This window comes from Campylobacter sp., assembly GCF_020024835.1.
GTDB lineage: Bacteria > Campylobacterota > Campylobacteria > Campylobacterales > Campylobacteraceae > Campylobacter_D.
Genome location: NZ_JAHHTD010000039.1, coordinates 1 through 12,166 on the forward strand (window position 1 = coordinate 1; position 12,166 = coordinate 12,166).

Annotated in this window: 13 protein-coding genes and 1 pseudogene; all 14 read left to right on the top strand. The window is 27.9% G+C overall.

Features of this window, described 5'->3' with window-relative positions; all coding sequences use genetic code 11:
* The first annotated feature begins 151 nt into the window (after positions 1–151).
* A complete protein-coding gene (locus QZ429_RS06485; protein WP_291953014.1) occupies positions 152–1,159 on the top strand; it encodes an NAD-dependent 4,6-dehydratase LegB in 1,008 nt (335 codons plus the stop codon).
* Positions 1,160–1,169: 10 nt separating this feature from the next.
* Positions 1,170–1,778 carry an acetyltransferase gene (locus QZ429_RS06490; RefSeq protein WP_291953016.1) on the top strand — a complete coding sequence of 203 codons (609 nt, stop codon included), beginning with the start codon at positions 1,170–1,172 and terminating at the stop codon, positions 1,776–1,778.
* 9 nt (positions 1,779–1,787) lie between these two features.
* On the top strand, positions 1,788–2,507 hold the full coding sequence (locus tag QZ429_RS06495) for a class I SAM-dependent methyltransferase (protein ID WP_291953018.1): 720 nt from the start codon (positions 1,788–1,790) through the stop codon (positions 2,505–2,507).
* Positions 2,504–3,205: a methyltransferase domain-containing protein gene (locus tag QZ429_RS06500; RefSeq protein ID WP_291953020.1), complete on the top strand. Its 702-nt coding sequence runs from the start codon at positions 2,504–2,506 to the stop codon at positions 3,203–3,205. Before QZ429_RS06495 ends, QZ429_RS06500 begins: the two co-directional genes overlap by 4 nt.
* Positions 3,198–4,184, top strand: a complete 987-nt coding sequence (locus tag QZ429_RS06505; protein ID WP_291953022.1) for a hypothetical protein — start codon at positions 3,198–3,200, stop codon at positions 4,182–4,184. The genes QZ429_RS06500 and QZ429_RS06505 overlap by 8 nt, the downstream gene beginning before the upstream one ends.
* An 11-nt stretch (positions 4,185–4,195) precedes the next feature.
* Entirely contained in the window at positions 4,196–5,320 is a 1,125-nt protein-coding gene (locus tag QZ429_RS06510; protein ID WP_291953023.1) for an N-acetyl sugar amidotransferase, read from the top strand.
* Between the two features lie 2 nt (positions 5,321–5,322).
* Entirely contained in the window at positions 5,323–5,994 is a 672-nt protein-coding gene (locus QZ429_RS06515) for a methyltransferase domain-containing protein (protein ID WP_291953025.1), read from the top strand.
* A complete protein-coding gene (gene neuB, locus QZ429_RS06520) occupies positions 5,991–6,998 on the top strand; it encodes an N-acetylneuraminate synthase (RefSeq protein WP_291953027.1) in 1,008 nt (335 codons plus the stop codon). The genes QZ429_RS06515 and neuB overlap by 4 nt, the downstream gene beginning before the upstream one ends.
* Complete coding sequence (gene neuC / locus QZ429_RS06525; protein WP_291953029.1) at positions 6,991–8,148, top strand: UDP-N-acetylglucosamine 2-epimerase; 1,158 nt, start codon at positions 6,991–6,993, stop codon at positions 8,146–8,148. The genes neuB and neuC overlap by 8 nt, the downstream gene beginning before the upstream one ends.
* Positions 8,135–9,169: a nucleotidyltransferase family protein gene (locus tag QZ429_RS06530; RefSeq protein WP_291953030.1), complete on the top strand. Its 1,035-nt coding sequence runs from the start codon at positions 8,135–8,137 to the stop codon at positions 9,167–9,169. Before neuC ends, QZ429_RS06530 begins: the two co-directional genes overlap by 14 nt.
* Positions 9,166–10,053: a gfo/Idh/MocA family oxidoreductase gene (locus QZ429_RS06535; RefSeq protein WP_291953032.1), complete on the top strand. Its 888-nt coding sequence runs from the start codon at positions 9,166–9,168 to the stop codon at positions 10,051–10,053. The genes QZ429_RS06530 and QZ429_RS06535 overlap by 4 nt, the downstream gene beginning before the upstream one ends.
* The gene (locus tag QZ429_RS06540; protein ID WP_291953034.1) at positions 10,046–10,753 is read left to right on the top strand and encodes an acylneuraminate cytidylyltransferase family protein; all 708 of its coding nucleotides are present in this window, start codon (positions 10,046–10,048) and stop codon (positions 10,751–10,753) included. The genes QZ429_RS06535 and QZ429_RS06540 overlap by 8 nt, the downstream gene beginning before the upstream one ends.
* Entirely contained in the window at positions 10,753–11,517 is a 765-nt protein-coding gene (locus QZ429_RS06545; protein ID WP_291953036.1) for an oxidoreductase, read from the top strand. The genes QZ429_RS06540 and QZ429_RS06545 overlap by 1 nt, the downstream gene beginning before the upstream one ends.
* Positions 11,518–11,519: 2 nt before the next feature.
* Positions 11,520–12,166 (top strand): annotated as a pseudogene (locus tag QZ429_RS06550) (DUF115 domain-containing protein); the annotation flags it as partial.

Genomic DNA, 12,166 nt, shown 5'->3' on the forward strand with positions numbered 1-12,166 from the left:
TGCTATGTATTTTTCTACATTATAAGTAGGAAGTATGATTGAAATTTGAGACATTTTTACCCTTGCTAATTATAAAGATATAACATTAAATTTCGATATTATCTAATATAAATGGTATTATTTTAACTTATTTATTAAAACTAGGAAAATGATGAAAAAGATTTTAATTACAGGTGCTGATGGTTTCATAGGCTCTCACTTAGTTGAAATGCTCTTTAAAGAAAGTAAAGATAAAAATTCACCATATTTTGATTATAAAATCAAGGCTTTAAGCTATTATAATTCTTTTAATCATTGGGGTTGGCTTGAGGATATAGAGTGTTTAGAAAGTATAGAAGTTGTTTGTGGGGATATTAAAGATCCGCATTTTGTTAAAAATATCACTAAAGATGTGGAGATTATTTTTCATCTAGCAGCTTTAATAGCTATACCTTATTCTTATATCGCTCCTGATAGTTACGTAGATGTTAATATAAAAGGCACCTTAAATATTTGTCAAAGTGCGCTTGAAAATGGCGTCAAACGCATTATTTGCACTAGCACGAGTGAGGTTTATGGCTCGGCTTTATATGTGCCTATAGATGAAAAGCACCCTTTGCAAGCTCAAAGTCCGTATTCAGCGAGTAAAATAGGTGCTGATTGCTTAGCTTTGAGTTTTTATAATTCTTTTAATATTCCTCTTATTATAGCAAGACCTTTTAATACTTATGGCCCAAGACAAAGTGCAAGGGCTGTTATACCTACTATCATCACGCAAATTGCAAGCAATATAAAGCAGATTAAATTAGGCGATGTTTCTCCTACGAGGGATTTTAACTATGTTAAAGATACTTGTTTAGGTTTTATAAAATTAGCTCAATGCCAAAAAGCCATTGGAGAGGTTGTAAATATAGGATCAAATTATGAAATTAGTATCAAAGATACTTTAGAGCTTATTAAAAAGCTTATGAAATCTAATGTAGAATTTATCATAGAAGATGAGAGAATAAGACCTGAAAATAGCGAAGTATTTAGGCTTTGTTGTGATAATACCAAGATAAAAACTCTCACAGATTTTTTACCAAAATACGACATAGAAAAAGGTTTAAAAGAGACTATTAAATGGTTTGAAAATCCTTTAAATTTAAAAAAATATAAAAGTAATATTTACAATATATAAGGTTTGCATTTTGAAAGAAAAAATTTTAATCATAGGTGCTGGAGGGCACGCAAGATCTTGTGTTGATGTCATAGAGCTTGAAAATAAATTTGAGATAATAGGCTATGTGGAAAAAGATAGCGATAAAAAAAGTTTTAAGTATCCTATTTTAGGATGTGATGATGATTTAAAAAATCTTTTTAAGATAACTAAATTTGCTTTTATAGGCGTAGGACAGATTAAAAATGTAAATGATAGAGTAAGAATTTATGAAAATTTAAAAAGCATAGGTTTTATTTTGCCAACTATCATAAGCCCTCTTGCTTATGTCTCACCTTATGCAAATATACAAGAAGCAAGTATAATAATGCACTATGCTTTAGTTAATACAAATGCACAAATTGGAAAAGCTTGTATAATAAATTCAAAAGCCTTAGTAGAACACGATGCTATAATAAAAGACTTTTGTCATATATCTACTACTGCTGTGGTAAATGGAAAGTGTATCATAGAAGAAAAAAGCTTTTTAGGATCAAACACTCACTTAAAACACGGAACGATTTTAAAAGCAAAAAGTGTGTATTATAACAAACTAAACAACACTTCCCTATTTACTGGGGGGGGGGGAATGAGTGCATAAAGGAAAATGATGAAAAAATACATTAGCAATGAAGAAATTTCAGGTAATTTAGGAAGCAATGAAGAAATTTGGGAGCAAATTTTTTCTAAAAAAGAATGGGGTAAATACCCAAGTGAAAGCATTATAAGATTTATAGCAAGAAATTTTTATAATGTCCAAGATAGAAGTAAAATCAATATCTTAGAATTAGGACTTGGCACAGGAGCAAATTTATGGTTTTGTGCAAAAGAGGGCTTTAATGTAAGTGGCATAGAGTGGAGTAAGACAGGAGTAGAGCGTTTTAAAGCTAGAATGAAAGATGAAAATTTAAGCGATAAAATCAAACAAATAAAAATTGGTGATTATGTAGAAAGATTAGATGAATTTGAAGATGAGAGCTTTGATGCGTGGATAGATAGCTATTCTTTAGCTTATAATGATTTTGAAAAAACTAAGTTCATCATACAAAAGGCTATGAAAAAGCTAAAAAGTGGGGGCAAGTTTTTGTCCATCACTCCAAGCCTTTATAATGATGGCTTTGAAAAAGATGAAAGCTTAGGTTATCATTTAGTAAAGCCTGCAAGCGGGAGTGATGCTTGCACGGGGGTTATAAGGTATTGTGATGAAAAAGATTTACAAGAGCTTTATGAGGGTGCAACTTATAGCATTAATGATATAAAAATTCACATACAAAAAAATCTAACTAAACAATTAAATGAACTTTTTATAATCGAGGGGTATAAAATATGAATTATTTGTGGGAGCAAATTTTTTCTAAAAAAGAATGGGGTAAATACCCAAGTGAAAGCATTATAAGATTTATAGCAAGAAATTTTTATAATGTCCAAGATAGAAGTAAAATCAATATCTTAGAATTAGGACTTGGCACAGGAGCAAATTTATGGTTTTGTGCAAAAGAGGGCTTTAATGTAAGTGGCATAGAGTGGAGTAAGACAGGAGTAGAGCGTTTTAAAGCTAGAATGAAAGATGAAAATTTAAGCGATAAAATCAAACAAATAAAAATTGGTGATTATGTAGAAAGATTAGATGAATTTGAAGATGAGAGCTTTGATGCCATTATAGATATAGCTTCACTTTGTTGTAATGATAGAGAAAAGTCAAAAAATATTTTTTTAAAGGCTATTAAAAAGCTAAAAAATGGTGGCAAATTTTATTCTAGTGCTTTATCTAAAAATATTTTTGGTTATGAAGCTAATAAGGGAGATTTTTTTGAACCAACTAAGGGAATTTACACAGGAGTGGGGATTTTGCGTTTTGATGATGAAGCGAGTTTAAAAGAGCTTTATAAAGAATTAAAATGTATCAATTTTTACACTCAGACTTTAAAAAGTGATGGAGTCATTAATGATGAAATTTTAATTTTTGAAGGTGAAAAAAGTCCTATGGGGGGGGGAATCATCAAAAATAAGGCTTTGGAAAATGAGTAAGATTTTGCTTGAAAATTTTGATGGTCATTTTTGTGATGATTTTAGCGAGGATATTTATTTTCAAAAAGAATACGTAGGGCTTTATGGAGAGGTTTTTGAATTTATCTATAAAGAAAATGGAAATTTTTTTAAAATCGTAGCTAATAAACAAAAGATAAAAAATACTTCTTTTTTTGATTTGCAAAGTCCTTACGGCTATGGTGGAATTTATAGCAATAGCGTAGATAGTGATTTTTTAACAAGAGCTTTAAGTGGTTTAAAACAACAAGCTTTAAAAGAAAATATCATCGCTTTTTTTATAAGATTTCATCCTTTTGACAAAAATTTAAATTTTTATCAAACAAAGCTTGATTTTTTCAAAAAAGAAAGAAAGATAGTCATAGTGCCAGTTTATAAAGATTTAGAGCAAATTAGAGCAAATTATAGCCCAAGGATAAGAACTTATATAAAAAAAGCAAGAAAAGAGCTTGAAATTTCTATAGTAAATGCAAAAGATGCTAAAGATTTTAAAAGACTTTATGATGAAACTATGAGAAAAAATCAAGCAAGCAAATTTTATTTTTTTAGTGATGATTATTTTAAAGAGCTTTTTAATTTTAAGTCAAATTTAGTTTTAAAAGCAAGCTATGATGGTGAAATTTTAGCTTATGCTAGTTTTTTCTTAGATAAAAAATTTGCTTATTATCACTTAAGTGCAAACAAAAATGAAAAATACGCAAACGCAGCTTTACTTGATTTTTCTTTTGAAATTTGTTCTAGCAAAGATATAGATTTTGTTTTGCTTGGCGGTGGGGTTAAAGATGATGATAATTTGTTTTATTTTAAGCAAAAATTTTCGACACTTGAGAGCTTTTTTTATATAGGTGGTATGATTTTTGATGAGGTAAATTATAAAGAATTTTGTAAAGCTTATAAAAATAATTTCTTTTTAAAATATCGTGATACGGGGGGGGGTAGAAGTGATTTTTATAATCTTTAAATGGAGTAAAAATGAAATATTGTGATTATTGTGTGATGCCAGATACTAGGCCTGGGATTAAATTTAGCCTTGATAAGGAGGGTAAAAATATATGCAGTGCTTGTATCAATCACAAAAATAAAGAAAAGATTGATTATAAAGCTAGATTTAAGGAGCTTGAAGAGCTTTGCGATAAATACAGACGTTGTAATGGTAAATTTGAGTATGATTGTGCTATAGCAGTAAGTGGAGGCAAAGATAGTCATTTTCAAGTGCATATTATGAAAGAGAAATTAGGAATGAATCCTGTGCTTTTTAGCGTTGAAGATAATTTTACTATGACTGAGGCGGGCAAGAAAAATTTAAGAAATATCAGTGAGGAATTTGCTTGCCATCTTATCACTCTTAAGCCTGATATTAAAACTCAAAAAAAAGTAATGCTAAAGACCTTTGAAAAATATGGCAAACCTACTTGGTTTATAGATCGTCTTATATATTCTTATCCTTTTGCAATGGCTCTTAAATTTAACACACCCTTGCTTGTTTATGGAGAAAATGTAAGCTATGAATATGGCGGTAGTGATGGGCTTGAAACGCCAAGTGCTAAAGGTATATTTTTAAATGGGGTAGCAAGTGATTTAGACATTAATGAATTTATCGATGAGGAAACTAGCAGAGAAAATTTGCAATTATTTTTTAATCCTAACAAAGATGATATTAATAAGCTTGATCCTATATATCTTTCTTATTTTGTTAAGTGGAATTCTTATGAAAATTATATTTTTGCTAAGAGTAGGGGATTTTGTGATTTAAATGGAGAATGGGATAGGACTCATTGTGCTGAAAATTTTGATCAAATAGATAGCATAGCTTATACGCTTCATGCTTGGATGAAATATCCTAAATTTGGGCACGCTATGGCGAGTGATTATGCTTCAAGATTTGTTCGCTATGGGCTTTTAAATAGGCAAGAAGCAGTAAAAATAGTCAAAAAAAGAGATCATTTGCTTGATAATAAATGTATAGAGGATTTTTGTGCTTTTGTGGGCATTAGCAAGGCTAAATTTTATGAGATAGTGCAAAAGCATTATAATTTGGATTTGTTTTATAAAAATGAATTTGGTGAGTTTAAACTCAAAGAAGAATTAAAAGGATAATTATGATTTCATCTTTAAAAGCTTATAATGAAAAATACGACAAAGGCTATGGAGTGCTATATCCTGATGGACATATAGTAAGATTTTATGAGAGAGTATTAAAATACAAATTAAACAAAACAAGTGGGAATTTACTTGATTTTGGTTGTGGCAATGGTGTTCATTGTGCTTATTTTAAAAGCAAAGGCTTTAATCCCTTTGGCATAGATATAGTAGCTAGTATAAGGGCTAATTGGGAAAAATTGTCATTGGGGGGGGGGAATTTGCATATAATAAATCCAAATTCTAGTTTTAAAAATCTTTTTAATGAAAAAATGGACGTTATTTTTGCAAATCAAAGTTTGTATTATTTGTCTAATTTAAAAGAAACTATACAAGAATTTTATGAATTAGCAAATGATAAGGCTGTATTTTTTGCCACTATGATGAGTGAAAAAAATTATTATTATAAAAATTCTAGTGAATGTGAAAATACAAATTTAAAAAAAGTAGTTTTAAAAGGTAGATTAAATGAGGAAAGTTATATTAATTTTATTAAAGAACCTTGTGAATTAAAAGAACTTTTTAAGCCTTTTAAAACTCTTTATCTTGGCGAGTATGACCCTATAAATATTTTTGATTTTGAAAATGAGGGAAGTGCTCATCATTATATTTATATAGGTGTTAAAGAATGAAAAAAACTATTATCATAGCAGAAGCTGGAGTTAATCACAATGGCGATATAAATTTAGCTAAAAAACTCATTGAGCTTGCTGCAAAAGCTGGTGCTGATTATGTTAAATTTCAAACTTTTATAGCAAAAGATTGCGTTTGTGCTCATACTAAAAAAGCTCAATATCAAATCAACAATACAAAAAACGATTCAGAAAGCCAGCTAATGATGATAGAAAAATTAGAGCTTGATAAAAAAGCACATAAAATTTTGATCGATCATTGTAAAAAGCATAAGATTAAATTTTTATCTACGCCTTTTGATTTAGCTAGTATCGAATTTTTAGCTAGTTTAGATTTGGATTTTTTTAAAATTCCAAGCGGGGAAATCACTAATTTTATATATCTTAAAAAAATAGCAAAACTAAATAAAAAAATCATACTTTCAACGGGTATGAGTAGTTTAGGTGAGATTGAAAGAGCGATTGATATTTTAGTAAAATATGGCACAAAAAGAAAAAATATAAATTTATTACATTGTAATAGTGCTTATCCTACGCCTTTTGAAGATGTCAATTTAAAAGCTATGCAAACTTTAAAAGATGCTTTTAAGCTTAATGTTGGGTATTCTGATCATACTTTAGGAATTCATATTTGCTTAGCTGCTGTAGCCCTTGGAGCTTGTATAGTAGAAAAGCATTTTACTTTAGATAAGACTATGCAAGGGCCTGATCATTTAGCTAGTTTAGAGCCTCAAGAATTACACACTTTGTGTAAAAATATAAGAGAATTAGAGCTTAGCCTTGGAAATGGCGTTAAAAAGGCTAGCAAAAGCGAAAAGTCAAATTTAAAAATAGTAAGAAAATTTTTAGTAGCTAATAAAGACATCAAAAAAGGTGAAAAATTTAGCGAAGAAAATTTATGTGCTAAGCGAAGCGGCGGTGGAATTTGTGCTATGAATTATGAAAAATATATCAACAAAATAGCTAAGAAAAATTACAAAAAAGATGAAATTATAAATGAGTAGAAAAATTTGTGTAATTAGTGGCACGAGGGCTGAATGGTATTTACTTAAAAATTTATGCAAGCAAATTAAAAAAGATGAGGATTTAAAATTACAACTTATCTTAACTGCTTCACATTTGAGTAAAGATTTTGGCTTTACTTATAAAGAAATAGAAAAAGAATTTAAGATAGATAAAAAAATAGATATTTTATTAAGTAATGATAATAACATATCACTTTGCAAAAGTATGGCTTTGCTTGAAATTTTACTTTGCGAAGCTCTTTTTAGCTTAAAACCTGATATAGTAGTAATTTTAGGCGATAGATATGAAATGCTAGCTGTGGCTAGTGTGTGTCTTATTATGCAAATTCCTTTAGCTCATATTTGTGGTGGAGAGCTTACTTTAGGTGCTATAGATGATAGCATAAGGCATAGCATTACTAAAATGGCACATTTGCATTTTGTTTCTACTAAAGAATACAAAAAAAGAGTTTTGCAACTTGGCGAAGATGAAAAAAGAGTTTTTAATGTAGGGTCTTTAGGTGGAGAATTAATAAACAATATAAATTTTTTAGACAAAAAAACATTAGAAGATGATTTAAATATCAAATTTAAAGAAAATATTTATTTAATAACCTATCATCCACAAACTATAAATAAAAAATCAATCAAAAAACAAATCAACACTTTGTTAAATTTTTTAGATACCATAGAAAATGCAAGTTTGATTTTTACAAAAGCAAATGCTGATGAAAATGGCTTTTTAATCAATGAAATGATTAAATTGTATTGTGAAAAAAAATCATTTAAAGCAAGATTGTTTGATAATTTAGGTTCTTTAAGGTATTTGAGTTTGATGAAAATTTGTAAAGCTGTAATAGGCAATAGCTCAAGTGGAATTTGCGAAAGTCCTTTTTTAAGAATACCTTGTATAAATATAGGCGATAGGCAAAGAGGTAGAATGTGTGCAAAAAATATTATAAATTGTGAAATATCAAATTTAAAACAAGCTTTTGAAAAACTAGCTTGCAAGCAATACAAACAAAATCTAAGAAATTTTATCAATCCTTTTTATAGTGAAAATACTAGCTATAATATTAAAGAAATTTTAAAAACTTATGATTTACAAGCAATACTTAATAAAGAATTTATAGATTATGAATGTAAATAACTTAAAATTAAAAGAAAATTCCAGCATTAAAAAAGCTTTACAAACTATAGGGGAGCTTAGAGTAAGGCTTGCTTTAGTTGTTGATGAAAATGATAATTTTTTAGGTGTAATTAGTGATTCTAATATAAGAAAAGCTTTGATTAATGATTATAAATTAGAAGATAGCATTAAAAATATTTATACAAAAAATCCTATTGTCGTGCAAAAAGAGGATTGTGATGAGAAGATTTTATTAAATTTAAGTGCAAAATATGATATTTATGATTTTCCTATAGTAGATAAAAATAACAAAGTTATTGCTATAAAATCCATAGCTTCGATATTTTGCAAGGAAAAAAATAAAAATAATATAATCTTAATGGCAGGTGGCCTTGGGACTCGTTTAAAAGAACTTACAAAAAATACCCCAAAACCTATGCTAAAGGTGGGAAATAAGCCTATATTAGAAAGTATTATCACTAAATTTAAAGAGCAAAATTTTGAAAATTTTATTCTTTGTGTTAATTATAAAAAACAAGTGATAGAAAAATACTTTAAAAATGGTGCTAAATTTGGTGTTAATATAAAATACATTAAAGAAAAAAAGAGATTAGGGACAGCAGGTGCTTTAAGTCTTATTAAAGACGAAATTAAAGAAAGTTTTATAGTGATGAATGCTGATATTTTAACCGAGCTTGATTTTAATAAATTACTCCAAGCTCATAAAAAAAGTAAAGCTTTAATGAGTGTTTGTCTTAGAGAATTTGCTTATAAAATTCCTTATGGTGTCGTAGAGCTTAATAAAAATTATATTAAAGATATCAAAGAAAAACCTGTATCTAAATTTTTAGTGAGTGCGGGGATTTATGTTTGTGAGCCTTGTGTTTTAAAATTATTAAAAGAAAATGAGTATTTTGATATGCCAGATTTTATAAAATTGCTTATGCAAGAAAATAAAATCAATACTTTTTTGATTGATGATTATTGGATAGACATAGGGCAAATTGATGAATTTAAAAAAGCTAATGAGGAATTTAAATGAAAGCTTTGATAATAGGCTATGGAAGTATAGCTAAAAAGCATTTTTTAGCTATGAAATCTTTAGCTTATGATATAAGTGTAGTTTCAAAGCATTTAAATGATACAGACATTAAAACTTATAAAAATTTAGATGAGCTTGATTTGAATTTTTATGATTTATTTGTGATTTGTAATGTTACAACTAAACATTATGAGACATTAAAATACATAGATGAAAAGGTAAAAGATAAGCTTATTTTAGTGGAAAAGCCTTTATTTGAAAAATATAAAATTTTAAATACAAACAATACCATATATGTAGCTTATCTTTTGAGATTTAATTCTTTAGTGCAAAGATTAAAAGAGCTTGTAAATACAGATAAAAATATATATTTTGCCAAATTTATGTGCGGATCTTATTTGCCAAATTGGCGAGAGGGTGATTATACAAAAAACTATAGTGCTAAAAAAGAACTAGGCGGTGGAGTTTTGCTTGATCTTTCTCACGAAATCGATCTTGCATTTTATTTTTTTAATGATCTTACTTTGCTTTATTCTCAAAGATTAAAACTTTCAGAATTAAAAATAAACAGCGATGATTTTTCTTTTTTGTCATTGCAGTCAAAAAGGAGTTTGATTCATATAGAGCTTGATTATTTTTCTAAATTTATACAAAGAAAGATAATTTTTCATTCTAACCAGATAAGCTATGAAGCAAATTTGATAGAAAATACTTTAAAAATTTATGATAAAAATCATAAAGTTGAAACTCAAAATTTTCAAAATGACACTATAAATACTTTAAAAAATTTGCATATTAATGTGGCTAAGAAAAGTAAAGATTTATGTGATATCATACAAGCTAATAAGATTTTAAAATTATGCGATGAGGTTAATTATGGATAATATTTTATGCACTATTTGTGCAAGAGGTGGCTCTAAGGGAGTTAAAAATAAAAATATCAGAAAGATTAATGACTTAGAATTAATAGCTTATAGCATTATTCAAGCTAAAAATTCAAAGCTTTTTAAGCACATAGTAGTAAGCACAGATAGTGATGAAATAGCAGAAGTGGCTTTAAAATATGGTGCAGAAATTTTTTTTAAAAGAGAGGCGAGTTTAGCTAGTGATGATTCGCCTAAACTCCCTGTAATGAGAGATGCGTTAATTAAAAGTGAAAAATACTTCAATACCAAATTTGACACCTTGATAGACTTAGACGCTTCAGCACCTTTAAGAAGAAGTCAGGACATAAAACAAGCTTATGAGCTTTTTATAAAAGAAAATAAATCAAATTTAATAACTGCTGTGCCTGCAAGACGCAATCCTTATTTTAACCTTATCGAAGTGAGTGGAGATTGTGTGCAACTTTCAAAAGAAGGAAATTTTAATACCAGACAAAGTGCTCCAAGATGTTATGATATGAATGCTAGTATTTATATTTTTAAACGTGATAAACTTTTAAAAAGTGATGATTTATTTGGAAAAGAAACTTCACTTTATGTGATGAATGAAGAAAGTGCTTTTGATGTAGATAGTGAATTTGATTTTGAAATAGTTGAATTTTTGATTAAAAAAGCTAATTTAAAGCAGGAAGATTTTTGATGATAAAAGATAAAGTTGTATTGATTGTTGGGGCTTGTGGCAGGATAGGAAGTGCTTTAAGTAAGGCTTGCTTAGAGCATAATGGAAAGATTATCATTGCTGATATAAATGAGGATAAATTATATAAATTAAAAAATGATTTAAACAATGATGAAAAGATTTTAAGCATAGCATTTGATATCAATGACAAAAATGCCATTAACTTATGCTTGCAAAAGGGCGTGAGTAAATTTGAGAAAATAGATACTTTTATTAATTGTGCTTATCCTATGGGTAAAAATTGGGGTAAATTGCCATATTATGAAGCAAGTTATGAGCAAATTTGTGAGAATTTAAATTTGCATTTGGGTAGTTTTATGTTTATAGCTTGTGAAATGGTTAAATTTTTTAAAAAACAAGGATTTGGAAATATAATAAATTTAAGCTCTATTATGGGTGTATATGCTCCTAAATTTGAAAACTACAAAGGCACTTTAATGCAAAGTTCTTTAGAATATAGTGTCATAAAAGCAGGCATTAATCATCTTGGAGTGTGGCTTGCTAAAGAGCTTTTTAATACAAACATACGAGTAAATTCAGTAGCTTTTGGTGGCATTAAAGACAATCAGCCTCAAATTTTTTTAGACGCTTATAGAAAATGCTGTGCTAGTAAAGGTATGTTAGAAGCAGATGATGTGTGTGGCATTTTGTTGTTTTTAATTTCTAATTATTCTAAATTCATTACAGGTCAGACTATAGTAGTAGATGATGGTTGGGGGTTATAAAAATGTTTGCAAAAAATATACAATCTTTGTTAAATCCTATCTTAAGGCAAAAATTGCTTCAAATTCAAGAGCAAAATGAAAACAAATTCCACATAATACAAGGCAAAGATAATTTAGATATAAATTTATTAAATACTTATGATAATACTCTTATGTATGAAAACACTTTAGAAGAATTAAATACTATGTTAAATACTTATGAGAATAAGTATTTTTTATATCCTGTGTTATATTTTTATGGCTTTGGTAATGGAATTTTATATAAAGCTTTATTACAAAATCAAAATCACCAATACATAATAGTTTTTGAAAAAGACTTAGAAATAATATACACTATGTTTAAAATTTTAGATTTTACTAAGGAGTTAAAAGAATCAAGGCTTATTATAATTGATACTAATAATCTTAAAAAACAAGATTATTATTTTTTGTGTTCAAATAATCCTTTTTTTAATTTTTCAAGAGTATATTTTTTGGAATTGCATTCTAGTTATTATGAAAGATATCAAGATGATGTATTAAAAGTAAATAATAATTTATTAGAATCTTTTAAAAATTCTATATTTTCACAAGGAAATAGCCCTACAGACGCCCTACAAGGTATAGAGCAATTTGTTTATAATATACCTTCTATGATAAGCAATCCAAG